This is a genomic window from Belnapia arida (genome assembly GCF_016773205.1).
GTDB classification, from domain to species: domain Bacteria; phylum Pseudomonadota; class Alphaproteobacteria; order Acetobacterales; family Acetobacteraceae; genus Belnapia; species Belnapia arida.
In genome coordinates, this window is record NZ_JAETWB010000001.1 from 266,653 (window position 1) to 292,685 (window position 26,033).

Here is a 26,033-nt window from a genome sequence, read left to right on the forward strand (position 1 = left end):
TCGTGGGGAACTAATATACGTCGCGCTGGTAGCGGTGCTGGCGGGCCAGCGAGACGATCCAGTCGCGGGCCTGGTCGGCGTTCATCCTGCCTTGCTCCATGGCGATCGCACGCAGGGCGGTATCGACATCCTTCGCCATGCGGGAGGCGTCGCCGCAGACATAGACATGCGCGCCGTCCTGCAGCCAGCGCCAGAGGTCGGATGCTTCCTCGCGCATGCGGTCCTGGACGTAGACCTTCTGCACGCCGTCGCGGGACCAGGCGAGGGAGAGCCTGGTGAGCAGGCCGTCCTCGCGCCAGGCCTCGATCTCGGGGCGGAAGAGGAAGTCCGTCGCGCTGCGCTGTTCGCCGAAGAAGAGCCAGTTGCGGCCCGGCGCGGCGGTCGCGGCGCGGTGCTGGAGGAAGGCGCGGAAGGGGGCGATGCCGGTGCCCGGGCCGATCATGACGACCGGCGTCTCCGGGTTCTCGGGCAGGCGGAAGTGGCTGGGCTGGATGTAGGCGCGGAGGGGCTGGTCGGGCGAGGCGCGGAGGGCGAGGTGGCAGGAGGCGATGCCGTCGCGCAGGCGGCCGCGGCGCTCGGCCTGCACGACGCCGATGCAGAGCTCGACCTTGCCGGGGGCGGCAAGCGGCGAGGAGGCGATGGAGTAGAGGCGGGGCTTCAGCGCGGGGAGGGAGGCGATGAGGTCGGCGACGGGTGGGCGGGCGGAAGGGAAGGCCTGAAGGAGGTCGAGCAGGTCGGCCTCCTTCGGCCCGGCATCGTCGTCGCCGTCTGAGAGCTTGCGGAGCATGGCGGCCTCGCGCGGGTCGCGGGCGGCGCCGGCGAGCAGGTCTGTCGTGCGGTCGAGCGGACGGCCGATGTCGCGCTCGCGCAGCAGGACGGGGCGGAGGGAGGGCTCGGCGCCGAGGGCGGCGATTACGGCATCGACCAGCGCAGGGTCGTTTTCCACCATGACGCCGACGGAATCGCCGGCCTGGTAGGCGAGGCCGGTGCCGGCGAGGTCGAGGACAACGTGGCGAACGTCCTTCGCCGAAGCGGGGCCGGTGAGGCGCGTGGCGGCGAGGAAGCGGACCGGCTCGCCGACCGGGCCAGCGGGCTTGGGCGCCGGTGCGGCGGGGGCGAGTGGCGCGGCTTCGGCGAGGAGGGACTTTAGCGCCTTCGTGGTCGGCTTGCCGCCGGGGACGCAGAGGGAGGCGGAGGTTTCGGCGCCGGAAGCGAGCGCCTCGGCATAGGTCTGGCAGATGTAGCCGCATTGGCCGCAATCGAGCTGGGCCATGGCGGCCATCAAGCGGCGGGGCTTCGGCTTGCCTTCGGCGAGGACCATGCGCTCGGCGAGGTCGAGGGCGGGGTCGTGCCAGGGGAAGTCCTCGGCTTCCTGCGCGGGGGCGGGGAGGGCGGCTTCGGCACCGCCGTAGAGGCCGGCGAGGAAGCCGTTCAGCCAGGCGCGCTGGGCGGGGGTGAAGGGGGCCGATTCGGGGATCAGCGGGGCGGGGGAGATGGCGTTCATGCGTCCTCCAGGATCCGCGCTTCGGCGAGGGCGGCGAGGGCTTCGTCGGATTGGCGGGCTGACCAGAGGTGGAAGCTCTCGGCCTCGGCGCGGGTGCGGAGCCAGGCTTGGAGCAGGCTCAGCACGACGGGGGAAAGTTCGTCATGGGCGACCGCCTTGCGGATGAGGCGGCCGATCTTCTGCTCGGGGCCGGCGCCGCCGCCGATGTGCAGGTCGTAGCCTTCGACCGTCTCCTCGCCGCGTTCGACCTTGGCGCCGAGCAGGCCGATATCGGCGATGTAGTGCTGGGCGCAGGAGTGGTGGCAGCCGGTCAGGTGGATGTTGATCGGCTGATCGATGGCGATGCGGGGGTCGAGGAAGTCCGCGAGTTCTGCCGCGTGGCGCTTGGTGTCGGATGCTGCGAATTTGCAGCCGGCGGCGCCGGTGCAGGCGACGAGGCCACCGCGGAGCGCACTGGCTTCCCAGCCGAGGCCCAGGGCGGTGAGGCCGGACCGGAGGGCGGGGATGGCGGCCTCGGGGATGTCGGAGAGCAGGAGGTTCTGCCAGACGGTGAGGCGGATGGTGCCGCTGCCATGGCGCTCGGCGAGGTCGGCGAGGCCGCGGAGCTGGGCGGTGGTGAGGCGGCCGAGGCGGGTCGCCACGCCGATGTAGCGAAGGCCGGGCTGCTTCTGGGCGTGGATGCCGATATGGCCGTGCTTCGCGGGCATCACCGGTGCGCCGGTGGCGGCAAGGCGGGGGAGGGGGCGGCCGAGGCGGTCCTCGACGGCGTGGAGGAAGGCGTCCACGCCCATGCGGTCGAGGACGTATTTCAGCCGGGCCCTGGCGCGGTCGGTGCGGCAGCCTTCCGCGATGAAGACGCGGAGGATGGCGTCGCAGACGGGCACCACATCCTCGGGGGCGATAGCGACGCCGGTGGCGCGGGCGAAGTCGCGGTGGCCGGTGATGCCGCCGAGGTTCAGGCGGAAGCGGATGCCCTCCGCCGTCTCGATGGCGGTGAGGGCGATGTCGTTGGTTTCCTGCAGCACCTCCACGGCGCCGCCGCCGCTGAGCGCGATGTTGAACTTGCGCGGCAGGCCGAAGAGGTCGCGCGTCGCCAGGATGTGGTGGTGCAGGGCGCGGACGAGGGGGCGAGTGTCGATCAGCTCGGCGGCGTCGATGCCGGCCGTCGGCGATGCGGTGATGTTGCGGATGTTGTCGGCGCCGGTGCCGCGCGGCAGCAGGCCGAGATCGCCGAGGCGCATCACCACCTCGGGGCCCTTCGCGGCGGGGATCTCGCGGTATTGCAGGTTGGCGCGCGTGGTGACGTCGGCATAGCCGCCGGCGCAGTCCTCGGCGATGTCGGCGATGCCGCGGAGCTGCCAGCTGCTCAGGATGCCGCCGGGGATGCGGAGGCGGCACATGAAGGCGTCTTGCGCAGGACCCACGTAGAACAGGCCGTGGTAGCGGCCGATGAAGTCTTCGATCGGCTTCGGGAAGCGGCCGATGGCGGCGCGTGCCGTGAGTTCGTCCCAGCGGTCGAGGGGGTGGCGCTCGCGCTTCGCCTGCTCCTGGGGGACGAGCTTGCCGCCTGCCGCCACCGCGCGGTCCTGGGCGGCGCGGAGGGCGTCGGGCGGCGCGGTGCGTTCCGAGGCGGGGGCGAGGCTGCCGCGGCGGGCCTCGACGCCGGCCATGAAGCCTTTCAGGTACTCTTGCTGCTCGGGGCTGAAACCGGTGTCGGGCATCAGGCGGCCTCCCGGACGAAGGCCGGACCCAAGGCGAGGGCCGACCGGAACCCCGCCACGCTGCGGCGGGTGGTGATGAGATCGAGGTAGAAGCCGGCATCCGCCGTATCGCCATAGAGGACGGCGCCGATCAGGCGGCCGTCGCGGAGCAGGAGGCGGCGGTAGCGTTCCTCCGCCTCGTCGCGGAGGGTGATGCACTCGGCCTCGGCATCGGCGATGTCGCCGGCTGACCAGACGGCGGTGCCGGAGACCTTCAGCGCGGCGGCATCGGCGCGCGGGGCCCAGGCGGCGGCCTCGCCGGCGATGGCGCGGGCGGCGACCTCGGCCTGCTCCAAAGCGGGGGCGACGAGGCCGATGCAGCGGCCATCGTGCTCGGCGCATTCGCCGATGGCGTAGACCGCCGGGTCGGCGGTGCGCATGGCGTCGTCGACGGTGATGGCGCGGGCGGTGGGCAGGCCGGACTCGCGGGCGAGGGCGATGTTGGGGCGGATGCCGACGGCCATCACCACGAGCTCGGCGGGGATGCGGGTGCCGTCGGCGAGCAGGACGGCGCGGGCGCGGTCCTCGCCCTCGATGGCGGTGGTGCTGGCGGGCATGGCGAAGCGGATTCCCCGCATGCCGAGGCGGCTGGTCAGCAGGGCGCCGGCCGCCGGGTCGAGCTGGCGTTCCATCGGCCAGCCGACGGCATGGACGACGGTGACGCGCAGGCCGCGGGCGGCGAGGCCGACGGCGGCCTCAAGGCCGAGCAGCCCGCCGCCGATCACCACCGCACGGCCGCCGCTGCGGGCGGCCCGAAGCATGGCGCGGACGTCGTCCATGTCGCGGTAGAGGACGACGCCGGGCAGCGTCGCGCCGGGGAAAGGCAGGCGGATGGCGGTGGAGCCGGTGGCGAGTACTAGGCGGTCGTAGGCCAGGCGTTCGCAGCGCGCCGTCACCGCCTCGCCCGCGGCGCGGTCGAGGGCGGCGATGGGGGTGGCGGGGCGGTAGTGGATGCCCAAGGACCGCAGCATCGGCAGGGGATGGGTGATGAGGGATTCGATGGTGGCGTCGCCCGCGAGCAGCTTCGACAGGGCGACCCGGTCATAGGGCAGCGCGGCCTCCGCGCCGGCGAGGGTGACCCGGGCTTCGGGCATCCGCTCGGCGAGCCGGACGGCGCAGCGCGCGCCGGCCGGGCCCGCACCGATGACGAGAACACGCATGGTGGCTGTCCTCAGGCGGCGGCCAGGGCCGGGTTGGCGTGGCGGGCGTGGAGGAATTCCAGCACCGCCGTGCGCGCGGCGACGAAGCGCGGGTCGGCGGCCAAGGCGAGACGGTCGCGGGGCCGGGGCAGGTCAACCTCCAGGATCTCGCCGATGCGGGCGTTGGGACCGTTGGTCAGCATGACGATGCGGTCGGAGAGCAGCACCGCTTCGTCCACGTCGTGGGTGATCATCACCACCGTGGTGCCGCGGCTGGCGTGGATCTCCATCACCTGGTCCTGCAGGTGGGCGCGCGTTAGGGCGTCGAGGGCGCCGAAGGGCTCGTCGAGGAGGAGGACCTTGGGCTTCATCGACAAGGCGCGGGCGATGCCGATGCGCTGCTTCATGCCGCCCGAGATTTCCGAGGGGCGCTTGTCCTTGGCGTGGGTCATGCGGACGAGGGCGAGGTTCTCCAGCACCCAGTCATGGCGCTCGGCGCGGGACATCGTCTTGCTGAGCGTCTGGTCGACCGCCAGCTTGACGTTCTCGTAGCAGGTCAGCCAGGGCAGCAGGCTGTGGTTCTGGAAGACGACGGCGCGGTCGGGGCCGGGGCCCTCGATCTCGCGGCCTTCGAGGACGACGCCGCCCGCGGTCGCGGGGAGCAGGCCGGCGATGACGTTCAGCAGCGTCGACTTGCCGCAGCCGCTATGGCCGATGACGGCGACGTACTCGCCGCGGGCGATCTGCAGGTCAATCTCGCGCAGCACGGGGACGGGTGCCTTCGGGAAGGCGACGGAGAGCTGGGAGATGTCGAGGAAGCGGTCCATCTGCTGTTCTCCCTAGGAGGCCGAGGTGCCGCGTGTGGCGACGCGGCCGGCAAGCGCCACGATGCGGTCGAGCGCGAAGCCGACCAGGCCGACATAGGTGAGGGCCACGATGATGTCGGAGAGGTTGGAGCTGTTCCAGGCATCCCAGATGAAGAAGCCGATGCCGACGCCGCCGATCAGCATCTCGGCGGCGATGATCGCCAGCCAGGAGAGGCCGATGCCGATCTTGAGGCCGGTGAAGATGTAGGGTGCGGCGGCCGGCAGCACGATCTTCCAGAAGAAGGCGGGGCCGCGGAGGCGGATGACGGCGGCGACGTTGCGGTAGTCCTGCGGGACGTTGCGTACGCCGACGGCGGTGTTGATGATGATCGGCCAGATCGAGGTGATGAAGATCACGAAGATCGCGCTCGGCTGGGCTTCCCGGAAGGCGGCGAGCGCCAGGGGCAGCCAGGCGAGCGGCGGGACGGTGCGGAGCACCTGGAAGATCGGGTCGAGTCCGCGCATGGCGAAGTCCGAGGTGCCGACCAGCAGGCCGAGGAAGATGCCGGCCACGGCGGCGAGGGCGAAGCCGAGGGCGACGCGCTGGAGGCTGGCGAGGAGGTGCCAGAACAGTCCCTTGTCGAGGCCGCCATTGTCGAAGAAGGGGTCGGTGATGAGCTCGCGTGCATCGGCCCAGACCTTGGTCGGCGGCGGCAGCGTCGCGTTCGGGCCGCTCGCCGCGAACTGCCAGAGCGCGGCAAGCGCGACGACCACCAGCAGGGGCGGGATCACCTGCGCCAGGATGGGGCGGAGGCGCGAGACGCGCGGCAGGGCGGCGAAGCTCGCCGGGGCGGAGAGGGTGGCCGGGGCGGTGGCCGCCGGCTTGCGGGCCAACATCGTCATCGCTCAGGCTCCGGCGAGTTTCTTGATGGACAGGGAGGCGAGGTAGGCGGCGGGGTTCTCCGGGTCGAAGACCTTGCCGTCGAAGAAGGTCTCGCGGCCGCGGCTGGTGCCCGTCGGCATCTCGGATGCGGGGACGCCGGCGCGCTCGGCGGCGGCGCGCCAGATGGCCTCGCGGTTGACCTGGGCGATGAGGGCCTTGGTGTCGGTCGATTCGGGGAGGACGCCCCAGCGGATGTCCTCGGTGAGGAACCAGAGCTCGTGCGAGGCGAAGGGGTAGCTGGCGTGGTCTCGCCAGAACTTCATCAGCAGCGGGCTCGCTTCCACCTTGCGGCCGTCGCCGTAGTCGATGTTGCCGAGGCTGCGGTTGAGGATGTCGGCGACCGGCACGTTGAACCAGGCGCGGCGGCCGATGATGGCGCACATCTCCTGCTTGTTCGCGGCCTCGTCGCACCAGCGCTGCGCCTCGATGACGGCGGCGGTCAGCGCCGTCGCGGCGTTCGGGTGGCGCTCGACCCAGTCGGCGCGGAGGCCGAGGGACTTCTCGGGGTGGTCGCGCCACAGCTCGCCGGTGACGGCGGCGGTGAAGCCGATCTTCTGGTTGACGAGCTGGTCGTTCCAGGGCTCGCCGACGCAGAAGGCGTCCATGGTGCCGACCTTCATGTTGGCGACCATCTGCGGCGGCGGGACGACGATGGTCTGCACGTCGCGGTCCGGGTCGATGCCGCCGGCGGCCAGCCAATAGCGGATCCAGAGGTCGTGCGTGCCGCCGCGGAAGGTCATGGCGACCTTGCTCTCCTGCGTCATGGCGCGCTTGAGGCTGCCGGCGTCGATGGTCGGCTTCAGCGCCCTGTGCTTCTCGCCGACCGAGAGTCCCTGGCCGTTGGTGTTCAGCCGGGCGGTGATGACCATGGGCACGGGCTGGTTGTTCTGCGTGACCTTGCCGGCGGTCATCAGGTAGGGGAGCGGCGTCAGGATATGGGCGCCGTCGATGCCGCCGCGCTCGCCGCCGAGGACGAGGTTGTCGCGCGTGGCGCCCCAGCTCGCCTGCTTCGAGACCTCGACCTCGGGCATGCCGTGCTTGGCGAAGAGGCCCCGCTCCTTGGCAATGATGAGGGGGGCGGCGTCGGTGAGGGCGATGTAGCCGAGCACGGCCTTCCGGACCTCGGCCGTCGTCGCGCCTTGCGCGAAGGCGCCGCGCGGCGCCGCGGCACGGGCAGCGGCGAGCAGGGCGGCCGTCGCGGTGAGGGCGGTACGGCGGGTGAGGTTCATCTCAGGCATGCTCCATTCTGTCGCCCAGCGGCGAGGAAGGGGGTGGCGGGGGCGCGGGGGGCTCGGCCTCGTGCAGCCGGACGGCTGCGGCGCGCCAGATGTCGGGGCGCCAGGGGGCGAGGGCCGTGCTGTCGCTGATCGCGGCGGGGATGTGGCTCCAGCGGCGCATCTGGCGGAGGAACCAGGCGGCCTGCTCGCGGCGCGGCAGGGTGGCGTTGTGGAAGCGGAGCGGGGCGCCGAGCGCGAAGCCCTCGGCCATGCCCTCGAAGGCGGCGGCAATCTCGGCGGGGGCGAGCTTCGGGAAGGCGCGGCGGCGGAGGATGTTCACTGCCTCGGCCTGGTTCGACGGCTCGTCCAGCCAGCGGGCGGCGGCGATGACGGCGGCGGTGCAGGCTGTCGTGCTTTCCGGGTCGCGCGTGGCGTAGCCGGCGTCGAAGGCAAGGACCTTCTCCGGGTGGTTCGGCCAGATGTCGCCGGTGGAGAGGGCGATGCGGCCGGCGCCGAGGGCGGCGGCATGGCTACCCCAGGGCTCGCCGGCGCAAAAGCCGTCGATCTCGCCCTCGGCCAGGCGCTCGGCGACCATCGGCGGCGGCACGACGGTGAGGCGGAGGTCGCGGTCGGGGTCGAGGCCGCCCTCGGCCAGCCAGTGGCGCAGCAGGTAGTTGTGCGAGGAGAAGGGGAAGACGACGGCGAGCGTCAGCGGGCGGCGGCCGGCCGTGGCGCGGCGGCGGACCAGGGCGGCGAAGCTCGCGGCGGCCAGCGGGCGGGGGAAGCGGCCGAGCTCCTGCGCCAGCGCGTTGGAGAGGGTGACGGTGTTGCCGTTGGCGCCAAGCCCGGCGGCAACCGTGACCTGGGCGCGGACGCCGGTGAGGCCGGCGGCGAGCGCAATTGGCATGGGGCCGAGAAGATGGGCGGCGTCGAGCGCGCCGAAGGCCAGCTTGTCGCGCAGCGCGGCCCAGGAGGGCTCGGCGGTGAGGGCGACGCGGAGGCCGACGGCATCGAACAGGCCGAGCTCCTGCGCGGCAAGCAGCGGCGCGGCGTCGGTCAGCGGGACGAAGCCGAGGCGAAGGGTGCGGAGGACCGGGCGGCGGAGCGTCGGGCGGGGGGCGTCGTCGGCGTCGAGCGGCACGAAGGCGGTCCTCCGGCCCGGAATGGGCCAGGTGCGGGCCGCCATTGGACCGCGGGTGGATCGGGCGCGTGGCCCCGCTCGGGGCCGGTGCGATGCACGCCGCTGTGCATCGCCTCGCCGCTGACATGCAGCAAAAGCGAGGGCGGTCGGTCAAGAAGGAAATGCGGCAAGAATGGGCAGTTGGCCATTTCGGAAAGAATTAGGCCTATTATGTAAGCTTTTTGCCTAATTCTTATCCGTAAGAAGTGCTGCGAGCGCGGGGATTCGCAGGCCACGGTCCATGGCCATGCGGCGGAGGCGCTTATAGGCCTCGGGCTCGGTGAGGCGATGGCGGGACATCAGCAGCACCTTGGCACGATCCACCAGCTTGCGCTCCTCAAGGTCGCGGCGGGCGGTGGCGAGTTCCTCGCGCAGCGCCTGGTGGGCGCGGAAGCGACGGATGGCGACCTCGATCACCGGGCGCACGCGGGCGGGGGCCATGCCCTCCACCACATAGGCGGAGACGCCGGCGGCCAGCGCCGCCTCGATCTGCTCCGGCTCGGCTTTCTCGGCGAAAAGGATGACGGGGCGGGGCTCGTCGCGATGCAGGGCACCCATGCCCTCCAGCTCGTCGCGCGAGGGGTCGTCGAGGCCGCAGACGATCACCTCGGCGCCGGTATCACGGACATGGCGCGTCAGGTCGCGCGTGCCCGAGGCGATGGCGACGACGGTGCAGCCGGTGGCGGAGAGGCCGGCCTCGACGGCGGCGGCCCGCTCCGGGTCACTGTCCACAAGCAAGACGCGCAGCACGCGGGCTCCCCGGTCGATCCGGTCGGCGACAAGCACAGATCGTGCCGCGTGACGAAGGCGGCGCTTGACCTCGAGGACGGGCAGGCCAGTATCCCTAGGGCGGAGGGGAGAGGCGCCATGGAGGGCATCCTGGTCATCGGCGGGGGCATCGGCGGGCTGACGCTCGCTCTCTGCCTGCACCGCAACGGCATCCCCTGCCGGGTGGTCGAGGCGGTGGCAGAGGTCAGGCCGCTTGGCGTCGGGGTGAACATCCTGCCGCATGCCGCAGCCGAGCTGGCGCGGCTCGGCCTGCAGGATGAGTTGCTCAGGCATGGCGTGCAGACGGATGAGGCGAATTTCTTCAACCGCTTCGGGCAGCTGATCCACCGCGAGCCGCTTGGGCGGGCCGCCGGCTACGATCACCCCCAGGTGTCGCTCCACCGGGCGGACCTGCATGGCGTGTTGCTGGCCGCCGTCCAGGAGCGGCTGGGGGAAGAGGCGGTGCTGTTCGATCGGCGTGTGGCGCGGGTGGAGCAGGACGAGGATGGCGTCACCATCCACTTCACCCCAGGACGGGGCGGAGTGACGCCCGAGCCCCTGCGGGGCAGTGCGGCGATCGGGGCGGATGGCATCCATTCCGTGCTGCGCCGGCACTTCTATCCGAACGAGGGAGAGCCGAAATACACCGGCTACAACATGTGGCGGGGCGTCGCACGCTGGACGCCGATCCTGACGGGCGCAAGCATGACGCGGGCGGGCTGGCTGAAGACCGGCAAGATGGTGATCTACCCGATCCGCCAGGACGTCGATGGCGAGGGGCGGCCGCTCATCAACTGGGTCTTCGAGGTGGAGACCGAGAAGCACCGCTCCCGCCGCGACTGGAGCCGGCCGGGCGATGTGGAGGATGTCATCCCCTATGTGCGGGACTGGGTCTTCGACTGGCTCGACCTGCCTTCGATGCTGCGTGCCTCCGACGTGGTGCTGGAATTCCCGATGGTGGACCAGGACCCGCTGCCGCGCTGGAGCTTCGGGCGGCTGACCTTGCTCGGCGATGCGGCGCATCCGATGGTGCCGCGCGGGTCGAACGGCGCGGGGCAATCCATCCTCGATGCGCGCTGCCTCGCCGATAAGCTGGCCCAGCATGCGGACGACCCGGAGACGGCGTTGAAGGCCTATGAGGCCATCCGGCTGCCGGCGACGACGCAGGTCGTGCTGACCAACCGCAAGACGCCGCCGGATGCGATCCTCGGCGAGGTCTATGCGCGGACCGGCGACCGGCCCTTCGCGCGGATCGAGGATGTGATGTCGCGCGAGGAGATGCTGGCCATCACGGGTGGCTACAAGCGCGTCGCAGGCTATGATCTGGACACACTCAAGGCACGGGCCTGACCATCATGGACAATAGCGAAGCGATCTGGCGGCTGGTGGATGCGAAGCGGGGCGGCTTCGAGGCGCTCTCCGACCGCGTCTGGGGCATGCCGGAACTCGCCTATACCGAGACGCGCTCCTGCGCCGAGCATACCGCGATGCTGAAGGAGCAGGGCTTCCGGGTGACGGAGAAAGTGGCGGGCATCCCGACCGCGGTGATGGGCGAGGCGGGCGAGGGCGGGCCGGTCATCGCCATCCTAGGCGAGTATGACGCGCTGCCGGGGCTGAGCCAGGAGGCGGGCGTCGCCGAGCCGCGGCCGCTGCCGGGGCCGGGCTTCGGCCATGGCTGCGGGCACAACCTGCTGGGCTCGGCCTCGCTGCTGGCGGCGACGGCGGTGAAGGAGTGGCTTGCGGAGAACAAGCTGCCGGGGCGGGTGCGGTATTATGGGTGCCCTGCCGAGGAAGGCGGGGCGGCGAAGGGCTTCATGGTCCGCGACGGGGCCTTCAAGGACGTCGATGTCGCCATCTCCTGGCATCCGGCGGCCTTTGCCGCGGTGCAGGAGGCCGTCAGCCTGGCCAATACGCGGATCGACTTCTCCTTCGTCGGGCGGGCCAGCCATGCCGCGGCGGCGCCGCATCTGGGGCGGAGCGCGCTCGATGCCGTCGAGCTGATGAATGTCGGCGTCAACTACATGCGCGAGCACATGCCGAGCGATGCGCGCGTCCACTATGCCTATCTCGATGCCGGCGGCGTCGCGCCCAATGTGGTGCAGCCGACAGCCAAGGTGCGCTACCTGATCCGGGCGCGGGACCTCGTCGAGCTGCGGCGGCTGATCGAGCGGGTGCGGAAGGTCGCCGACGGGGCGGCGATGATGACGGAGACCAAGGTCTCGTCCAGGGTCGTCTCCGGCGTCTCCAACCTGCTCGGCAACGGTCCGCTGGAGCGGGCGATGCAGAACAACCTCGACCGGCTGGGGCCACCGCCCTTCGACGATCTCGACCGGGCGCGGGCCGCGGAGTTCCAGGCGACGCTGACGGAGGAGGACATCGCGGCCTCCTGGCGACGGATCGGCCTGCCGATGCGCAAGGGCGTTGCGCTCTGCGACGTCGTCGTGCCGCTCGAGGTGCGTGGGGCGCCGATGATGGGCTCGACCGATGTGGGCGACGTCTCCTGGGTGGTGCCGACGGTGCAGGCTCGGGGCTCGACCTATGCGATCGGCACGCCGGGGCATTCCTGGCAGCTCACCGCGCAGGGCAAGCTGCCCGCGGCGCATAAGGGCATGGTGCATGTGGCGAAGGTGATGGCCGGGACGGCGGTGGACTGCCTGCGCGACCCGGCGCTGATCGAGGCGGCGAAGGCCGACCTCGCGGAGCGCACGGCGGCGAACCCCTATGAGCCGGTGCTGTCGCCCGATGTGCAGCCGCCCTTCGACATGTCCGTGACGGCGGCCTGAGATGGCGCAGCTCAACGAGAAGGCGCGCGGCGTCTTCGTCATCGCGCCGACGCCCTTCACGCCGGAGGGGGCGCTCGACCTGGCCAGCACGGACCGTATGGTGGAGGCCTATCTCGCCGCTGGGGCGAGCGGGCTCACCATCCTCGGCATCATGGGGGAGGCGCCGAAGCTGGATGCGGCGGAGGCTGTGGAGTTCACGGGCCGCGTGCTGCGCCGGGTGGATGGCCGGGTGCCTGTGGTGGTCGGCGTATCCTCGCCCGGCTTCGCCAGCATGGCGTCGCTGGCGCGCAGCGCCATGGGTGCCGGTGCGGCGGGGGTGATGATCGCGCCGCAGCCGGGGCTGAGGGGGGACGATGCCGTCGTCTCCTATATCGCAGGCGCCGCCGAGGCGGTGGGCGATGCGCCCTATGTGCTGCAGGACTATCCGCAGGCCAACGGCATCTTCATGTCCGTCGAGATGATCCGGCGGATGGCCGAGGACCCGCGCCTCGTCATGCTGAAGGCGGAGGACTGGCCGGGGCTCGACAAGATCACCGCGCTGCGGCGGCTGTCCGGCGTGGGGCGGATGCGGCGCATCAGCATCCTCGGCGGGCTAGGCGGGCAGTTCCTGCCGGAGGAGCTGCTGCGCGGGGCGGATGGCATCATGACCGGCTACGGCGTGCCGGAGATGCTGGTGCGGGTCTGCGAGCTGATGGCGAAGGGGGAGCGCGACGCGGCGCAGGACCTCTTCGACCTGCACCTGCCGCTGATCCGCACTGAATTGCAGCCGGGGCTGGGTCTTGCCGTGCGGAAATACGTGCTGATGCGGCGCGGCATCATCGCCTCCGACGCGTTGCGGCGGCCGGGGCCGAAGCTCTCCGCCGAGACGCGGGCGGAGGTCGATTACCTGCTCGTGCGGCTGGCGACGCGAGACCGGGCGGTCACTCTCTGAATTCGGGCGGCGGGTCGTCGAGGCCGGGCGGCGGCATCGCCAGAGGGTCGCGCAGCAGGAGGTCGGGGTCGTTCTCGGCCAGCTTGTTGACGCGGCTGGTGACGGGCCAGGCGAGGGTCAGCTCGGGCGGGTAGGGCTTGAGCAGGGCGAGGAGGTCTTCGGGCTCGGCGGGGGTCTCGCCGAGCCAGGCGGGCCAGGCCTCGCGCGGCAGGATCATCGGCATGCGGTGGTGCATGGCGGCGAGTTTCTCGTTCGCCTCACCGGTGACGATGGTGCAGGTGCGGAGGATGCTGCCGTCGGGGGCGCGCCAACCCTCCCAGAGGCCGGCGAGGGCCATGGGCTCGCCGCCAGCCAGCGCCACGGCGAAGGGCTGCTTCGCCTTGCCCTCGGTGCGCCATTCGTAGAAGCCGTCGGCGGTGACGAGGCAGCGGCGCTTGCGGAAGGCTTCGCGGAAGGAGGGTTTCTCCGTGATGCCCTCGGAGCGGGCATTGATCATTTTGCTGCCGACCGAGGGGTCGCTCGACCAGCGGGGAACGAGGCCCCAGCGCAGCGGGTCGAGGTGGCGGGCGCCGGTCTCGGGATGGCGGCGGACGACCAGCGCATCCTGCGTCGGGGCGCGGTTCCAGCTCGGGGGCGAGTTGGGGAAGGGGTTCAGCGTCTCGAAGTAGCGGGCGACGGAGGCCGGGCCGCGCTGCTGGAAGTATCGTCCGCACATCGGCGCAGTCTACAGCATGGGTGGAGGAATGCGATGGCGGAGCTCGAGATCATCGGCGTGGCGCGGAGCACCTATGTGTGGACCTGCCGGATGGTCTGCGCGGAGAAGGGCGTCCCGCATCTCCATACCAGGGGATGGCCGGGAACGCCGGAGATGCGGGCGCTGCATCCCTTCGGAAAAATTCCGGCGATGCGGCATGGCGCGCTGGTGCTCTACGAGTCGAAGGCGATCTGCACCTATATCGACCGCGTCTTCCCCGGGCCGAAGGTGATCCCGGAGGAGCCGGTGGCGCAGGCGCTGGTGGAGCAGTGGGTCTCGGTGGTGAATACCGTGGTCGATCCGGTCTGCATCCGGCGGTACCTCTACGCCCATGTGTTTCCGGGGACGGCGGATGGGGCGCCGGACATGGCGGCGGCGGAGGCGGCGGTGCCGGGGGTGCGGGAGCAGCTTGGGTTTCTCGACCGGAGCGTGGCGCCGACCGGGCACCTTGTGGGGCGGGGGTTCACTCTGGCGGATGCAAACCTGCTGCCGATCCTCTACTACCTCGCGCGGTTGCCGGAGGCTGGGGCGATCATGGCAGGGTTGCCGGCGTTGACGGGTTACCTGACGCGGCACCTGGCTCGCCCGAGCGTGGCGAGCACGGAGCCCCCGCCGCCGAAGCCGCGTTGACTCGAGGGTTCCAAGGGCCTTTCGGCCCTTGGCAGGGGGAGTTCGAGGGGGACGGCGTCCCCCTCGTGCATCAGATCTCCCACCAGAATTTCCGGGCCTCTTTCTTTGCATCATGCGGCCCGATGCCGATGTCGCGGAGCATGCGCGGCTCCATCTCGGCCAAGTATTGCCGCTCGCGGCGCCGGGCCAGGCCGAGCCGCATCCAGGCCGTGACGCGGACGCGCAGCGGGCGCCGGGTCAGGCTGGCGGGGAGGGCGAGGGCGGGCGTGCGAAGGACGGTCTGCATGGCTCCATTCTCCCGGTTGGGGTGATGGAGGATGGGCGCGGGCGACCTTACGGTCCCGGTACGGGTGGGCGGATGCGGGGGGAACTGTACCGGCCGGTGGGCGGTACAGTGCGGCCCGTGTCCGGGACGGTGATGCTTGCGGAGGCGGGCCGAGGGGCGGCAGGCTGGGGGCATGTCGGACACGCTGCCGCTTCCAAATTCCTTGGCGACGCTGCGGCTCGAGCGCGACGGGCCGGTGGTGGAGCAGATCGTCGACAAGCTCGGCGGGATGATCCGCGCGGGGAGCGTGGCGGCGGGGGTGCGGCTGCCTTCGGTGAGGGCGATGGCGGGGCGGCTCGGGTGCAGCGTGCATTCGGTGGTCGAGGCCTATGACCGGCTGGGGGCGATGGGGCTGGTGGCGCCGCGGCCGGGGGCGGGGACCTTCGTCTCCGCCATAGGGCCGCAGCCCGCGGGGCGGGGCGCGGACCCGGATGTGGGGGACGAGGCGGTCAGCCTTCGCAGCTTCGGGGCGCCGGCGCTGTGGAAGCCGGGGAACGGGTATCTGCCGGAGGGGTGGCTGCGCGAGGCCTGGCCGGCGGCGGTGCTGCACCGGGTGCAGCGGCGGATGCCGGAGCTTCTGGCCTGCGATGGAACGGCGCGGGGGGATGGGGCGCTGCGCGAGCAGATCGCGGTGCGGCTGGCGGGGATGGCGATGCCGGTCTCGCCGGATTGCATCCTGACGACGCTCGGGGGGACGCAGGCGCTCGACCTCATCATCCGCACGCAATTGCAGCCCGGCGACACGGTGCTGGCGGAAGACCCGGGCTACTTCAAATTCTACACCATGCTGGAGCGGGCGGGGGTACGGCTGCATCCGGTGCCGTGGACGCCGGAGGGGCCGGACCTGGAGGCGGTGGAGCAGGCCTGCCGGATGGTGCGGCCGAAGCTCTTCCTCGTGCAGAGCGTGCTGCACAACCCGACCGGCTGGACGGCCTCGGCGGCGACGCTGCACCGGCTGCTGCTGATCGCCGAGCGGCACGGCCTTCTGCTGGTGGAGGACGACACCTATGCCGACCTGCATCCCGGCCATCCGGTGCGGCTGCTGCAGCTGGCCGGCGGGCGGGGGCTGATCTACCTCTCCTCCTTCACCAAGATGGTGGGGCCGGCGACGCGGCTCGGCTTCATCGCCGCCGAGCGGCCGATCATCGAGGCGCTGCTGCAGGCGAAGCTGCTCTCGGCGCCCGCCCTGCCGCCGCTGATGGAGGCGCTGGTGGCGGAACTGCTGGCCTCCGGCCAGTACCGGCGCTGGCTCGACCGGCTGCGGCCGAAGCTGGCGGCGGCGCGGGCGCAGGCGGTGGCGCGGCTCACGGCGCTCGGGTTCGGGCTGGCGGCGGAGGGGGAGCCGGGGCTCTTCCTCTGGGCGGGGCTGCCGCCCGGTTGCGACCCGGAGGCGGTCTACCAGGCAGCGCTCGACCGCGGGCTACTGCTGGCGCGCGGCTCGCTGTTCCGGCCAGACCGCGGGGAGAGCCGCCACCTGCGCTTCAACGCGGCGCGATCCTCAGACCCGCGGATGTTCGAGGCACTGGGGGCGGCACTGGGCGCGCGGTAACGCGCTGCTGCCCAGGAAGCGGCAGCCTGCTCAGAAGGGCAGGACCGCATCGAGCAGCTGCTGCCCGTAGCGCGGTTGCTGCAGGTCCGAGAGGGTGCCGCGGCCGCCATAGGCGATGCGGGCCTCGGCCAGGCGGTCGTGGCGGATGGTGTTGTCGCTGGCGATGTCCTCCGGGCGGATGACGCCCTGCACGGAGAGCTCGCGCAGCTCGGCGCTGACGCGGACCTCCTGCTTGCCGGTGACGACGAGGTTGCCGTTGGGCAGCACCTGGGTGACCGTTGCGGCGAGGCGGAGGTTGATGGTCTCGCCGCGCTTCACCGTGCCGTCGCCGTCGCTGGTCTGGCCGCCGGACGCATCGAGCAGGCTTGCGGGGCTGGCGCCGCGCGGCAGCCAACGCGTCTGCATGCCGAAGATCTGCGGGATGCCGAGGCTGTCGGTGCCGGCGCGGCTGCGCTGGGTGCGGTTCTGCATTTGGGCATTGTCGGCGACGGTGACCAGCACGGTGACGAGGTCGCCCACCTGGGCGGCGCGCTGGTCACGCAGGAAGGTTCGGCTGCCGGTGCGCCACAGGCTGTTGGCCGCTGAGGGCGCCTCCTGCACGCCCGGCATCGGCATGGAGACGGGGCGCCAGGCCGGGTCGGCCGTTGGGTTGCGAACCTCGGACAACTCCGGCGGGCGGCCGACGCGGGAGAGGCGCTCGAGCGAGCCGCAGCCGGACAGTGCCAGCGGCAGCAGGAGGAGGGCAGCGCGCATCGTCAGGGCCTCCGAAGCGGGGTGGCGCCGGGGGCGATGCGGACCCGGCCGGGACCGACGACCTCTCCCTCGACGACAGCGCGGCTGGCGAGGTTCATGACCGGAACGAGGCCGCCGCGCGGCCCGGCCTCCAGCGCGCGGCCCTGGGCGCTGAGCGAGAGTCCAGGAGCTTCGAGCAGCATGGTGACCAGGGCGTTCTTCTCGACCAGGGCAGGCGGCGCGAGATCGGCGAGCAGGATGGGCGCGTCGGCGGCGACGGGGCGGAGGAGCTGCTGGCCGATCACCTGCCCCGGTCGCTCGGCGATGCCCGGGCGCATGCGCTCCGCGCGGAGACGGATGGAGCGGAGGTCGGCGGGCCGGGGAGTCTCGCCGGCGGCGAGGCGGCGTGTGGCGGCGACGGCGGGGACGGTCTGCGCCGCCCTGCCGGTGAGGCGTTGGCGCTGCACCGGCATGCCCTCGGCCATGATCGTCAGCGTGGCGGCGAAGCGGCCGGTTGCCGGATCGAAGGCGAGGCCCTCGGCGGCCAGGCGGAGGACGGCGCCGGGCGGTACCATGGGCGGCAGCAGGGGGCCGAGATCGAGCTCGGCTTCCGCATCCATCCCGAGGCGGAGCAGCTCGGGCCTGAGGGTATCGCCGATCTCCGCCGGTGTGACCGGGCGGCCGGGGCGCTCGACGATGGCGCGGTCGTAGGAAGAGAGCGGCCGCCAGGCGAGGCCGTGGGCGCGGGCGAGGGCCAGCAGCTGCGGCGCCTCCAGCACCAGGCGGCGGCCGGGGGCGGGGCTGGCGCCGACCGGCTGCGCGGCGCGCGGGCCGGCGCCGTCGAAGACGTCGCCGAGCAGGAGCGTCGGCGATTCGACCGTCGCCAGCGGACGGATGCTGGCAAGATCCTGCGCCGCGGCGGGGCCGGCGAGCAGCAGGAGCAACGCGATGGCGCGCATGGTCAGCGCATCCGCGAGAGGGTGGAGAGCATCTCGTCGCCCGCGGTGATGACCTTGCTGTTCATCTCGTAGGCGCGCTGGGCGGTGATGAGCTGGGTAATCTCCTGCACCACGTTGACGTTGCTGGTTTCGATGAAGCCCTGCAGCACCTGGCCGTGGCCGGGTTGGCCGGCAGCGGCCAGCTGGGGCTGGCCGGAGGCGGGCGTCGCCAGCAGCATGTTGTCGCCGGTCTGCTCAAGGCCGCCCTCATTGGCGAAGATCGCGGTCTGGATCTGGCCGACATTCTGCGGGTTGGTCTGGCCGTCGAGCTTCGCCAATACCTCGCCCGCGGCGTTGATGGTGACATCCACCGCGGCCGCCGGGACGGTGATGGCAGGCAGCACCTGGAAGCCCTCGGAGGTCACGAGCTGGCCCTCCGCCGAGAGGCCGAAGGTGCCGTCTCGGGTATAGGCGGTCTCGCCGGAGGGCAGCTGCACCTGGAAGAAGCCATTGCCGCGGATGGCGAGGTCGAAGCGGTTGTCGGTCTGCGACAGGCTGCCCTGCTCGCCGATGCGGTAGATGGCGGCCGTCTTCACGCCGAGGCCGATCTGCGCGCCGGAGGGCAGGATCGAGCCGTTCTCCGAGCTCTGCGAGCCGACGCGGCGGAGGTTCTGGTAGATCAGGTCCTCGAACTCGGCGCGGCGGCGCTTGAAGCCGGTCGTGCTCATATTGGCGATGTTGTTGGAAATGACCTCGACGTTGGTCTGCTGGGCCATCATGCCGGTGGCGGCGATCTGCAATGCGCGCATGGGGTGTTTCCTTTAGCTGCGGCGGCGGAGGATGCGGTCGATGGCGTTCTGCTGCCGGTCGCCCTCGCGCTCGGCGAATTGGGTGGCCAGTTCGAAGTCCCGCACGTCCTGGGTGAGGCGGGTGATCTCGGTGACCGGGGAGACGTTGCTGCCCTCGACCGCGCCCTGCACGAGCTGCGGGCGGGGCATGTCTTCCGGCGGGCCGTCGGCGGCGTAGAGGCGGCCGCCTTCGGCGCGGAGGCGCTGCGGATCGGCGAAGCGGACGACGCGGAGCCGGCCGACGACGCCGTTCTCGCTGCGCACGGTGCCGTCGCCCTGGATCTCGATTCGCGTATCGCCGGGCCCGAAGGCGATCGGCGTGCCGCCGGCGCCAAGCACGGCATTGCCTTCCTGGTCGGTGAGGCGGCCGGCCGGGTCCAGGGTGAAGCGGCCGGCGCGGGTGTAGCGCTCACCGCCCTCCGTCTCGACGACGAAGAAGCCGTCGCCGCGCAGGGCGACATCGAGCGGGTTGCCGGTGGTGGCGAGCGGGCCGCCGCGGGTGTCGCGCCAGGTGGCGCGGTCAAGGCTGTAGGCGATGGGCGCCTCGCCTGCCGCGGCACGGCTCAGCCGGGTGGCGAAGAGCGGGCGCTCGGCACGGTAGGCGGGCGTGTCGGCATTGGCGATGTTGTTCGCCAGCACCTGCGTCGCCCGCATCTGGGCAGTGAGGCGGGACAGAATGATATAGCCGGGCTGGTCCATCGTGGTCTCCTGCTGGCAGGCCCAGGGGCAAGGGATGTGCCAGGGATGGGGCCGGCGCGGGGCGGCGAGGACTGCCGCGGGCGGCAGGAAATGCCGGGCGGCGCGGCGGTTCCTGCCGTCGCAAGGCTTCCTTAACGGCTGGGAGGCGAGACTGCCGGAGCGGTGACCTGGGGCGGGGCATGTCGAGCGAGGCGAAGCCGGAGAAGCAGGGAGGCAAGGGCAAGCGGAAGCTGCTGCTGCTCGCGCTGCCGCTGCTGCTGGCGGCGGCAGGGGCCGGCCTCTGGTTCAGCGGCATCCTGCCGAAGCTGCTGCATGGCGGCGGGGAGGAAGCCCATGCCGAGCATGCGGCGCCGCCGCCGCGGGCGCCGGTCTTTTTCGACATGCCCGACATCGTCGCCAATCTGAGTGTCAGCGGCCGGCGGGCGAGCTACATCAAGCTGCGCAGCAAGCTGGAGCTGGCGCGGGCCGAGGATGCCGGGCCGTTGCAGGCGGCGATGCCGCGGCTCCTGGACCTCTTCACCACCTATCTGCGGGAGCTGCGGCCGGAGGAGCTGCGCGGCAGCGCCGGCGCGCAGCGGCTGCGCGAGGAGCTGATCGCGCGCGCCAACCTGGCGGCGCCGCCGGCCCGCGTCACCGACATCCTCTTCACGGAGCTGCTGCTGCAATGAGCACCGAGGAAGACGATCTGGCCGCCGCCTGGGGCGAGGCGCTGGACGCCGAGGCCGTGCCGGAGGCCACGCCGGCCGCACTGGCGCCGGATGCCACGCGCGTGCTGAACCAGCAGGAGATCGACAGCCTGCTCGGCTTCGGCGGCGGGGCGCAGCAGGAGGAGGAGCAGTCCGGCATCCAGCGCATCGTCAGCGCCGGCCTCGTCTCCTACGAGCGCCTGCCGATGCTGGAGATCATCTTCGACCGGCTGGTGCGCATCATGTCCACCTCGCTGCGCAATTTCACCAGCGACAATGTCGAGGTCTCGATCGACAGCATCGTCTCGCTGCGCTTCGGCGACTACCTGAACAGCGTGCCGCTGCCGGCGATGCTCGCCGTGTTCAAGGTGGAGGAATGGGACAATTACGGGCTGATCGTGGTGGACAGCGCGCTGATCTATTCGGTGGTCGACGTGCTGCTCGGCGGGCGGCGCGGAACGGCGGCGATGCGGATCGAGGGGCGGCCCTACACGACGATCGAGCGGACGCTGGTGGAGCGGCTGATCACCGTGGTGCTGGCCGACCTGTCGGATGCCTTCAGCCCGCTCTCCCCGGCGCATTTCCGCTTTGAGCGGCTGGAGGTCAATCCGCGCTTCGCCGCCGTCTCGCGGCTGTCGAATGCTTGCATCCTGTCGCGGCTGCGGGTCGACATGGAGGACCGCGGCGGCAAGATCGAGCTGCTGCTGCCCTATGCGACGCTGGAGCCAATCCGCGAGCTGCTGCTGCAGCAGTTCATGGGCGAGAAGTTCGGTCGCGACAGCATCTGGGAGACGCACCTCGCGGAGGAGCTGCGGCATACCGAGATGTCGATGGATGTCGTGCTCGACGAGCAGACCATGCCGCTGGCCGCGGTGATGTCGCTGCAGCGGGGCGACCGCATCACGCTGAACACCGCGCCCGGGGCGCCGGTGCAGCTGCGCTGCGGCGACGTGACGATGTTCGAGGCGGAGCTCGGCCGGAGGGAGAACCGCATGGCCGTCCGCATCTTGCGCGAGCTGCGCCAGAAGGCGGAGGCGTGAGCATGGGCTGGTATGAATGGTCGGCGCAGCTGCTGCTGATCGGGCTGCTTGTGGCGGCGATCCCCTGCATCCTCAAGCTGGAGCGGACGCTGGCCGCGGTGCGGCGCGACCGCGAGGCGCTGGAGGCGAGCGCGGCCGGCCTCGGCGAGGCGACGCGCCTGGCGGAGGCGGCCTCGCTGCGGCTGCGGGCAACGGCGGAGGGCGCCGGGCGGCAGGTGGCCGAGCGGCTGGCAGCGGCGGAGCCGATGCGGGATGACCTGCGCTACCTGGTGGAGCGGGCTGAAGGGTTGGCGGACCGGCTGGAGGGCCTCGTCCGCACCGCGCGGCCGATGGCGGCGCCGGAAGCCGCCATCGCCGCGCCGAGCCAGGCCGAGCGGGACCTGTTGCGGGCGCTGAGCCAGGGCCTGGCCAGCGCGCGAGGGGGGCGGTGATGCGCTTCCGCCCTCGCTTGATGCCGGCGGCGCTCGGTGCGATCGGCTTGCTGCTGGCGGCGAAGCTGGCGGCGCTGCTGCCGGCAGGCGTGCAGCCCCTGGCCGGGGCGCCCCTCGGCGTGACGCCGGCACAGGCCAGCAACCCGGCCCCGCCACCGGCGCCGGTACCGGTCGCGGCGCCCCCGCCCGCGCCAACGGAGCCGACGGCCGAGCAGCGGGCGGAGCGGGCGCTGCTCGAGGGGCTGCGGGTCCGGCGGGCGGAGCTCGACGGCCGCGAGCAGGCGCTGGCGGCGCGCGAGGTGGTGCTGGCCGCGGCCGAACGCCGGCTGACCCAGCGAATCGAGGAAATGACAGCGCTGCAGCAGCGCCTGCAAGCCGCCGACCAGGCGCTCGGCGCGCGCGAGGAGAGCGGCTGGCGGCAGATGGTGAAACTCTACGAAGGCATGCGGCCGCGCGATGCGGCGGCGATCTTCGACGATCTGGAGATGCCCGTCCTGGTCCAGCTGGTGGACCGGATGCGGGAGGCGAAGGCAGCACCGGTGCTCGGCGCGATGAAGCCCGATCGCGCCCGGCTGCTGACGGCCGAGCTGGCCCGGCATCGTGCCCGGCCGACCGAGTGAGGACAGTCAAGGAACCTGCGATGGACAAGAACACCAACGTGCTGATCGTCGACGACTACAAGACGATGCTGCGCATCATCCGCAACCTGCTGAAGCAGCTGGAATTCGACAATGTCGAGGAAGCCTCGGACGGGCAGGAGGCGCTGGCCAAGCTGCGCGCCGGGCAGTTCGGCCTGGTCATCAGCGATTGGAACATGCAGCCGATGACGGGCCTCGACCTGCTGAAGGAGGTGCGGGCGGATGCACGGCTGAAGGACACGCCCTTCATCATGATCACCGCCGAGAGCAAGACCGAGAACGTTGTGGCGGCAAAGGCGGCCGGCGTCTCCAACTACATCGTCAAGCCCTTCAATGCCGAGACGCTGCGCGGCAAGATCGAGAAGGTGCTGACCCATGCCTGACGGCCAGGCCGGCGGTGACCGGATCGAGGCCGCGGTTCGGGCGGTGCTCGGCAGCCTCTCGGGCGACATGACGGTGACCGAAGCGGCGCTTCTCGGCGAGCTCGAGGCACTCGGTCGTGAGGTGGCGCGGGCGAAGAGCGAGATCGCCGCGCTCCGCGTTGACGACATCAATGCCAGCCACATCCCGACCGCGACGGATGAGCTGGATGCGGTCGTCAGCCATACCGCGACGGCGACCAACGAGATCCTCGACTGCTGCGAGGTGCTCGAAGGCCTCCAGTCCCGGCTGGCGGGCGAGGATGCTGAGGCGCTGGGTGGCGCCGTCACCCGCATCTACGAGGCCTGCAGCTTCCAGGACATCACCGGTCAGCGCATCGGCAAGGTGGTCTCGGCGCTGAAGTCGATCGAACGGCGGGTGGCGGCGGTGACGCAAAGCTTCGGCCGTGGCGAGAGCGCCCCGCTCGCGGAGCAGGAGGAGCCCGCGGCACCGCGGACCGAGGGCGAGGAACTGGCCAACGGGCCGCAGCTGCCGGGGGCTGGCACGTCCCAGGCGGAGATCGACCGGTTGCTGGCGAGTTTCGACTGATGCGTTGGGCACCGTTGCTCGCCCTGCTCCTGGCTGCGCCGGCGGCCTGGGCGCAGGAAGCGGTCGGGGTCCGGGTCGGGAATCATCCCGGCCATGGCCGACTCGTCTTCGACTGGCCTGCGCCGCCCCAGTACCGGGTGGAGCAGGCGGGCGATGCGGTGGTGCTGTATTTCCCGCCGGGTTCGGCCATCGACCTGTCGGGTGCGCGGCGGCTGCCGCGCAACATGGCAGCCGTTGCAGCCGAGGGGGAGGGCATCCGCATCGCGCTGAAGCCAGGGGTGCGGGCGCGGATCTTCCGCGTCGGGCCGAAGCTCGTCGTCGACGCCCTGAGCCCCCCGGCCGAGCCGGCACCGGTGGCGCAGGCAGCTCCGGCAAGGGCGGAGCCGGCCCCCGAAGTGGTGGCGCCGCCCATGGCACCAGCTGCATCCCCGGTTTTGCGGTCTGCGCCGCCGGTGCCGGCCATGCCCGTGCTTACCCCGCCGCGGCCAGATGCCCTGGCGGTGAGGCCACTGCCGAGGGGGGGCGGCATTCTGCTGCCCTATCCCGCGGGCACTGGCCTCGCTGTGCTGCGGCGTGGCGGCGAGGTGCTGGCGCTGTTCGACAGCGGCGAGGCGCTCGACCTGACAGGGTTGCGGACCGACCCAATCTTCGCAGCGCTTGAGGTCGAGGCTCTGGGCGGGGCGACCTTGCTGCGCCTGCCGCTGCCATCACCCGGCCTGCTCAAAGCTCGGCGGGAGCCGAATGGTTGGGTGCTGGAAGCCCATCGCCCAGCCGAGGGCCAGGGTGCAGCCGGCCGGTCGGTGGGGCTGGAGGTGGAAGGCGGCGTGGCTGCACGCCTGATGCTGCGTGCCGGCGAACCGGGCCGGGTCGTCCCCATCACCGATCCTGAAAGCGGCTTGCCGCTGCTGGTCGGCACGGTGCGCGCGGCCGGGCAGTCGATGCCGATCTGGCGACGGCTGCCGGAGCTGGATCTGCCGCCGACGCTGCTTGGCGTCGCCGTGCTGGCCCGGGCCGACCAGGTGACGATGCGGGCGACGGCTGGTGGCTTCCTGGTCGGTGCGGCGAACGGGCCGCTCGCCCTCGATGCAGCCGCGGCCGAGATGCCCAATGCCGAGGCGATGACGCGCAGCTTTGACCTGCCTCGCATGCCGACGCCGCGCTTGTTGGAGCGGCTGCGCGCCTTGCAGGCCAGCATCGCCGCGGCGCCGCCGCTGAACCGCCTGGCCCTCCGTCGCGCGGCGGCGGAGACGCTGCTGGCGCTCGGCATGCCGCAGGAGGCCCAGGCCATGGTGGAACTGACCCGAGGGGAAGACCCTGAGGCAGCTCGGGATGCACGGCTCAATGCTCTGGCCGGCGCCGCAGCCTTGTTGGCCGGCCGGCTGCCGCAGGCCGCCGCCTTGCATCACGCCGAACTGCCGGAAACGGATGAGTTGAACCTCTGGCAGACGCTGCTGCTTGCAGCAGAAGGCGAAGCGCGGGAGGCCGTCCCGAGGCTGGCCTCGGCCCTGCCGGTGCTTTTCGACTATCCAGAGGGGCTGCGTTCGCGGTTGTTGCCGCTGGCGGCCCAGAGTCTGGCCGAGGCCGGCGCTGTCGTGCCCTTGCGGCAAGTGCTCGAGAAAGCCGGGCCGATGCCGGAACTCGCCCTGCCGCGCGCCATGCTGGCCGAAGCCAGTGGCGATGCCGAGGCGGCGCTGGCGGGGTATGAGCAGATCGCACTGGGCCGGGATCGGCTGGCGCGGGCACGGGCGTTGCGGCGGGCGGTCGAACTGCGGCTTGCCACGCACAAGATCGACGCCGCCCAGGCGGCACGGGCGCTCGAGGCGACGCTGTTCGCCTGGCGTGGCGATGGCGAAGAGGCGGCAGCGCGTATCCGCCTCGCCGAGCTTCGGCGTGCCGCCGGCGATGCGCGCGGCGCGCTTGCCTTGCTGCGGGAGACGGAGGCCCTCTTTCCCGAGCGTGGGCCGGCCTTGCGTGCAGCGATCAACGCGGCCTTCGTCGCCGCCCTGGAGCACGAGCCGCCACTCGATGCGGTTGCGTTGTTCGATGCCTATCCTGACCTGTTGCCGAAGGATGCGGACGGGCAGGCGGCGATGCTGGTCCTCGCGGACCGGCTGGTGGCGCTCGACCTGGCCGATCGGGCAGCCGCTCTCCTGGGTCAAGCTGTAGGGCGCAGTGCCGGGGCGCCGCGTGCCGCGCTAGGCCTGCGGCAGGGAGTGCTGCATCTGTCCAACGGCGATGCGGCCGCAGCGCTGAAGGCTTTGCAGGAAAGCAACGGGGAGATGCTGCCCGATCCGTTGATGCAGGCTCGTGCCGTACTCGCGGCTCAGGCCCAGTCGCGGCTGGGGCGCCTTGAGGAGGCGGTAGTGGGTCTCAAGGCGCTCGGCTCGGCCGGGGCCGCTGCGTTATCGCAGCTCCTGGCGGAACGGCAGGATTGGGCGGGTGCCGCTGCGGCGCTTGCCGATCATTTACGTGCAGCGCTACCGGCTGCGCCCGCGCCGCTCGAGGAGCCGCAACAGCGATTGCTTCTGCGCCATGCGGCAATGCTGGCCCTGGCCGGCGACGAGGCCGGACTCGTCGCGTTGCGCCGAAGCTATGTACCACGCTTGCCGGAGGGGGCCCTGGCGGCGGCTTTCGCCCTGCTGACGGCGGATCAGCTGCGGGGCCTGGCTGACCTGCCCCGGCTGCAAAAGGAGTTGTTGCTGTTTCAGACCATCCCTCCGTGGCTGGAGGCATTGCGGGCTGGCGGCCCGGTGACGCGCTAAG

At 71.8% G+C, this 26,033-nt stretch carries 26 protein-coding genes; 12 read left to right on the forward strand and 14 right to left on the reverse strand.

Annotated features, from left to right (window positions below; genetic code table 11):
- Nucleotides 1–10: 10 nt before the first annotated feature.
- From JMJ56_RS01455 to JMJ56_RS01490, 8 genes are all read right to left on the reverse strand, one after another.
- The gene (locus tag JMJ56_RS01455; protein ID WP_202829827.1) at nucleotides 11–1,504 is read right to left on the reverse strand and encodes a sulfite reductase subunit alpha; all 1,494 of its coding nucleotides are present in this window, start codon (nucleotides 1,502–1,504) and stop codon (nucleotides 11–13) included.
- The gene (locus tag JMJ56_RS01460) at nucleotides 1,501–3,225 is read right to left on the reverse strand and encodes a NirA family protein (RefSeq protein ID WP_202829828.1); all 1,725 of its coding nucleotides are present in this window, start codon (nucleotides 3,223–3,225) and stop codon (nucleotides 1,501–1,503) included. The genes JMJ56_RS01455 and JMJ56_RS01460 overlap by 4 nt, the downstream gene beginning before the upstream one ends.
- Nucleotides 3,225–4,424: an NAD(P)/FAD-dependent oxidoreductase gene (locus JMJ56_RS01465; RefSeq protein WP_202829829.1), complete on the reverse strand. Its 1,200-nt coding sequence runs from the start codon at nucleotides 4,422–4,424 to the stop codon at nucleotides 3,225–3,227. Before JMJ56_RS01465 ends, JMJ56_RS01460 begins: the two co-directional genes overlap by 1 nt.
- An 11-nt stretch (nucleotides 4,425–4,435) precedes the next feature.
- A complete protein-coding gene (locus JMJ56_RS01470) occupies nucleotides 4,436–5,230 on the reverse strand; it encodes an ABC transporter ATP-binding protein (protein ID WP_202829830.1) in 795 nt (264 codons plus the stop codon).
- 12 nt (nucleotides 5,231–5,242) lie between these two features.
- Nucleotides 5,243–6,112 carry a nitrate ABC transporter permease gene (gene ntrB, locus JMJ56_RS01475; protein WP_202829831.1) on the reverse strand — a complete coding sequence of 290 codons (870 nt, stop codon included), beginning with the start codon at nucleotides 6,110–6,112 and terminating at the stop codon, nucleotides 5,243–5,245.
- A gap of 3 nt (nucleotides 6,113–6,115) precedes the next feature.
- A complete protein-coding gene (locus JMJ56_RS01480; protein ID WP_202829832.1) occupies nucleotides 6,116–7,381 on the reverse strand; it encodes a CmpA/NrtA family ABC transporter substrate-binding protein in 1,266 nt (421 codons plus the stop codon).
- A 1-nt stretch (nucleotide 7,382) separates the two neighbouring features.
- Entirely contained in the window at nucleotides 7,383–8,510 is a 1,128-nt protein-coding gene (locus JMJ56_RS01485) for a CmpA/NrtA family ABC transporter substrate-binding protein (protein ID WP_202829833.1), read from the reverse strand.
- Between the two features lie 225 nt (nucleotides 8,511–8,735).
- A complete protein-coding gene (locus tag JMJ56_RS01490; RefSeq protein ID WP_328702228.1) occupies nucleotides 8,736–9,299 on the reverse strand; it encodes an ANTAR domain-containing response regulator in 564 nt (187 codons plus the stop codon).
- A gap of 117 nt (nucleotides 9,300–9,416) precedes the next feature.
- On the opposite strand from JMJ56_RS01490, the gene JMJ56_RS01495 reads away from it, so the two are divergent.
- The 3 genes from JMJ56_RS01495 to JMJ56_RS01505 are packed head-to-tail and all read left to right on the forward strand — an operon-like array spanning nucleotide 9,417 to nucleotide 13,031.
- The gene (locus JMJ56_RS01495) at nucleotides 9,417–10,667 is read left to right on the forward strand and encodes a flavin-dependent oxidoreductase (protein WP_202829834.1); all 1,251 of its coding nucleotides are present in this window, start codon (nucleotides 9,417–9,419) and stop codon (nucleotides 10,665–10,667) included.
- A 5-nt stretch (nucleotides 10,668–10,672) separates the two neighbouring features.
- Nucleotides 10,673–12,100, forward strand: coding sequence for a M20 family metallopeptidase (locus JMJ56_RS01500; RefSeq protein ID WP_202829835.1), 1,428 nt, complete (start codon nucleotides 10,673–10,675; stop codon nucleotides 12,098–12,100).
- A gap of 1 nt (nucleotide 12,101) precedes the next feature.
- Nucleotides 12,102–13,031, forward strand: a complete 930-nt coding sequence (locus JMJ56_RS01505) for a dihydrodipicolinate synthase family protein (RefSeq protein ID WP_202829836.1) — start codon at nucleotides 12,102–12,104, stop codon at nucleotides 13,029–13,031.
- On the opposite strand, the gene JMJ56_RS01510 is transcribed toward JMJ56_RS01505, so the two are convergent.
- Complete coding sequence (locus JMJ56_RS01510; RefSeq protein WP_202829837.1) at nucleotides 13,021–13,746, reverse strand: SOS response-associated peptidase; 726 nt, start codon at nucleotides 13,744–13,746, stop codon at nucleotides 13,021–13,023. The two genes, JMJ56_RS01505 and JMJ56_RS01510, sit on opposite strands and share 11 nt — an antisense overlap.
- 33 nt (nucleotides 13,747–13,779) lie before the next feature.
- On the opposite strand from JMJ56_RS01510, the gene JMJ56_RS34720 reads away from it, so the two are divergent.
- Nucleotides 13,780–14,415 (forward strand): glutathione S-transferase family protein, encoded by a 636-nt coding sequence (locus JMJ56_RS34720; protein WP_202829838.1) that lies wholly within the window; start codon nucleotides 13,780–13,782, stop codon nucleotides 14,413–14,415.
- Between the two features lie 70 nt (nucleotides 14,416–14,485).
- Here the strand turns inward: JMJ56_RS34720 and JMJ56_RS01520 are convergent, their stop codons facing one another.
- Nucleotides 14,486–14,701, reverse strand: coding sequence for a DUF1127 domain-containing protein (locus JMJ56_RS01520; RefSeq protein ID WP_202829839.1), 216 nt, complete (start codon nucleotides 14,699–14,701; stop codon nucleotides 14,486–14,488).
- Nucleotides 14,702–14,873: 172 nt separating this feature from the next.
- Here JMJ56_RS01520 and JMJ56_RS34725 point away from each other — a divergent pair, with 172 nt between their 5' ends.
- On the forward strand, nucleotides 14,874–16,289 hold the full coding sequence (locus JMJ56_RS34725) for an aminotransferase-like domain-containing protein (RefSeq protein WP_202829840.1): 1,416 nt from the start codon (nucleotides 14,874–14,876) through the stop codon (nucleotides 16,287–16,289).
- Nucleotides 16,290–16,319: 30 nt separating this feature from the next.
- Here JMJ56_RS34725 and flgH read toward each other — a convergent pair whose 3' ends face one another.
- The 4 genes from flgH to flgF are packed head-to-tail and all read right to left on the reverse strand — an operon-like array spanning nucleotide 16,320 to nucleotide 19,506.
- Nucleotides 16,320–17,042 carry a flagellar basal body L-ring protein FlgH gene (flgH, locus tag JMJ56_RS01530; RefSeq protein WP_202829841.1) on the reverse strand — a complete coding sequence of 241 codons (723 nt, stop codon included), beginning with the start codon at nucleotides 17,040–17,042 and terminating at the stop codon, nucleotides 16,320–16,322.
- Between the two features lie 2 nt (nucleotides 17,043–17,044).
- Nucleotides 17,045–17,980, reverse strand: a complete 936-nt coding sequence (flgA, locus tag JMJ56_RS01535) for a flagellar basal body P-ring formation chaperone FlgA (RefSeq protein ID WP_202829842.1) — start codon at nucleotides 17,978–17,980, stop codon at nucleotides 17,045–17,047.
- Nucleotides 17,981–17,982: 2 nt separating this feature from the next.
- The gene (flgG, locus tag JMJ56_RS01540; RefSeq protein WP_202829843.1) at nucleotides 17,983–18,768 is read right to left on the reverse strand and encodes a flagellar basal-body rod protein FlgG; all 786 of its coding nucleotides are present in this window, start codon (nucleotides 18,766–18,768) and stop codon (nucleotides 17,983–17,985) included.
- 12 nt (nucleotides 18,769–18,780) lie between these two features.
- Nucleotides 18,781–19,506 (reverse strand): flagellar basal-body rod protein FlgF, encoded by a 726-nt coding sequence (gene flgF / locus JMJ56_RS01545; RefSeq protein ID WP_202829844.1) that lies wholly within the window; start codon nucleotides 19,504–19,506, stop codon nucleotides 18,781–18,783.
- A gap of 179 nt (nucleotides 19,507–19,685) precedes the next feature.
- On the opposite strand from flgF, the gene JMJ56_RS01550 reads away from it, so the two are divergent.
- The 7 genes from JMJ56_RS01550 to JMJ56_RS01580 are packed head-to-tail and all read left to right on the forward strand — an operon-like array spanning nucleotide 19,686 to nucleotide 26,032.
- A complete protein-coding gene (locus JMJ56_RS01550) occupies nucleotides 19,686–20,174 on the forward strand; it encodes a flagellar basal body-associated FliL family protein (RefSeq protein ID WP_202829845.1) in 489 nt (162 codons plus the stop codon).
- Nucleotides 20,171–21,232, forward strand: a complete 1,062-nt coding sequence (gene fliM / locus JMJ56_RS01555; protein ID WP_202829846.1) for a flagellar motor switch protein FliM — start codon at nucleotides 20,171–20,173, stop codon at nucleotides 21,230–21,232. Before JMJ56_RS01550 ends, fliM begins: the two co-directional genes overlap by 4 nt.
- A 2-nt stretch (nucleotides 21,233–21,234) precedes the next feature.
- Entirely contained in the window at nucleotides 21,235–21,663 is a 429-nt protein-coding gene (locus tag JMJ56_RS01560; protein WP_202829847.1) for a DUF6468 domain-containing protein, read from the forward strand.
- A complete protein-coding gene (locus JMJ56_RS01565; RefSeq protein ID WP_202829848.1) occupies nucleotides 21,663–22,283 on the forward strand; it encodes a MotE family protein in 621 nt (206 codons plus the stop codon). The genes JMJ56_RS01560 and JMJ56_RS01565 overlap by 1 nt, the downstream gene beginning before the upstream one ends.
- Nucleotides 22,284–22,303: 20 nt before the next feature.
- Nucleotides 22,304–22,684: a response regulator gene (locus JMJ56_RS01570; RefSeq protein ID WP_043343247.1), complete on the forward strand. Its 381-nt coding sequence runs from the start codon at nucleotides 22,304–22,306 to the stop codon at nucleotides 22,682–22,684.
- A complete protein-coding gene (locus JMJ56_RS01575; protein WP_202829849.1) occupies nucleotides 22,677–23,270 on the forward strand; it encodes a protein phosphatase CheZ in 594 nt (197 codons plus the stop codon). The genes JMJ56_RS01570 and JMJ56_RS01575 overlap by 8 nt, the downstream gene beginning before the upstream one ends.
- Nucleotides 23,270–26,032, forward strand: coding sequence for a hypothetical protein (locus JMJ56_RS01580; RefSeq protein ID WP_202829850.1), 2,763 nt, complete (start codon nucleotides 23,270–23,272; stop codon nucleotides 26,030–26,032). The genes JMJ56_RS01575 and JMJ56_RS01580 overlap by 1 nt, the downstream gene beginning before the upstream one ends.
- Nucleotide 26,033 lies beyond the last annotated feature (1 nt).

What these genes read in the sequence shown, in the direction of transcription:
- JMJ56_RS01455 (WP_202829827.1), bottom strand. Translation starts at nt 1,504, where the DNA reads ATGAACGCCATCTCCCCCGCCCCGCTGATCCCCGAATCGGCCCCCTTC.
- JMJ56_RS01460 (WP_202829828.1), bottom strand. Translation starts at nt 3,225, where the DNA reads ATGCCCGACACCGGTTTCAGCCCCGAGCAGCAAGAGTACCTGAAAGGC.
- JMJ56_RS01465 (WP_202829829.1), bottom strand. Translation starts at nt 4,424, where the DNA reads ATGCGTGTTCTCGTCATCGGTGCGGGCCCGGCCGGCGCGCGCTGCGCC.
- JMJ56_RS01470 (WP_202829830.1), bottom strand. Translation starts at nt 5,230, where the DNA reads ATGGACCGCTTCCTCGACATCTCCCAGCTCTCCGTCGCCTTCCCGAAG.
- ntrB (WP_202829831.1), bottom strand. Translation starts at nt 6,112, where the DNA reads ATGACGATGTTGGCCCGCAAGCCGGCGGCCACCGCCCCGGCCACCCTC.
- JMJ56_RS01480 (WP_202829832.1), bottom strand. Translation starts at nt 7,381, where the DNA reads ATGAACCTCACCCGCCGTACCGCCCTCACCGCGACGGCCGCCCTGCTC.
- JMJ56_RS01495 (WP_202829834.1), top strand. Translation starts at nt 9,417, where the DNA reads ATGGAGGGCATCCTGGTCATCGGCGGGGGCATCGGCGGGCTGACGCTC.
- JMJ56_RS01500 (WP_202829835.1), top strand. Translation starts at nt 10,673, where the DNA reads ATGGACAATAGCGAAGCGATCTGGCGGCTGGTGGATGCGAAGCGGGGC.
- JMJ56_RS01505 (WP_202829836.1), top strand. Translation starts at nt 12,102, where the DNA reads ATGGCGCAGCTCAACGAGAAGGCGCGCGGCGTCTTCGTCATCGCGCCG.
- JMJ56_RS01510 (WP_202829837.1), bottom strand. Translation starts at nt 13,746, where the DNA reads ATGTGCGGACGATACTTCCAGCAGCGCGGCCCGGCCTCCGTCGCCCGC.
- JMJ56_RS34720 (WP_202829838.1), top strand. Translation starts at nt 13,780, where the DNA reads ATGGCGGAGCTCGAGATCATCGGCGTGGCGCGGAGCACCTATGTGTGG.
- JMJ56_RS01520 (WP_202829839.1), bottom strand. Translation starts at nt 14,701, where the DNA reads ATGCAGACCGTCCTTCGCACGCCCGCCCTCGCCCTCCCCGCCAGCCTG.
- JMJ56_RS34725 (WP_202829840.1), top strand. Translation starts at nt 14,874, where the DNA reads ATGTCGGACACGCTGCCGCTTCCAAATTCCTTGGCGACGCTGCGGCTC.
- flgH (WP_202829841.1), bottom strand. Translation starts at nt 17,042, where the DNA reads ATGCGCGCTGCCCTCCTCCTGCTGCCGCTGGCACTGTCCGGCTGCGGC.
- flgA (WP_202829842.1), bottom strand. Translation starts at nt 17,980, where the DNA reads ATGCGCGCCATCGCGTTGCTCCTGCTGCTCGCCGGCCCCGCCGCGGCG.
- flgG (WP_202829843.1), bottom strand. Translation starts at nt 18,768, where the DNA reads ATGCGCGCATTGCAGATCGCCGCCACCGGCATGATGGCCCAGCAGACC.
- flgF (WP_202829844.1), bottom strand. Translation starts at nt 19,506, where the DNA reads ATGGACCAGCCCGGCTATATCATTCTGTCCCGCCTCACTGCCCAGATG.
- JMJ56_RS01550 (WP_202829845.1), top strand. Translation starts at nt 19,686, where the DNA reads ATGTCGAGCGAGGCGAAGCCGGAGAAGCAGGGAGGCAAGGGCAAGCGG.
- fliM (WP_202829846.1), top strand. Translation starts at nt 20,171, where the DNA reads ATGAGCACCGAGGAAGACGATCTGGCCGCCGCCTGGGGCGAGGCGCTG.
- JMJ56_RS01560 (WP_202829847.1), top strand. Translation starts at nt 21,235, where the DNA reads ATGGGCTGGTATGAATGGTCGGCGCAGCTGCTGCTGATCGGGCTGCTT.
- JMJ56_RS01565 (WP_202829848.1), top strand. Translation starts at nt 21,663, where the DNA reads ATGCGCTTCCGCCCTCGCTTGATGCCGGCGGCGCTCGGTGCGATCGGC.
- JMJ56_RS01570 (WP_043343247.1), top strand. Translation starts at nt 22,304, where the DNA reads ATGGACAAGAACACCAACGTGCTGATCGTCGACGACTACAAGACGATG.
- JMJ56_RS01575 (WP_202829849.1), top strand. Translation starts at nt 22,677, where the DNA reads ATGCCTGACGGCCAGGCCGGCGGTGACCGGATCGAGGCCGCGGTTCGG.
- JMJ56_RS01580 (WP_202829850.1), top strand. Translation starts at nt 23,270, where the DNA reads ATGCGTTGGGCACCGTTGCTCGCCCTGCTCCTGGCTGCGCCGGCGGCC.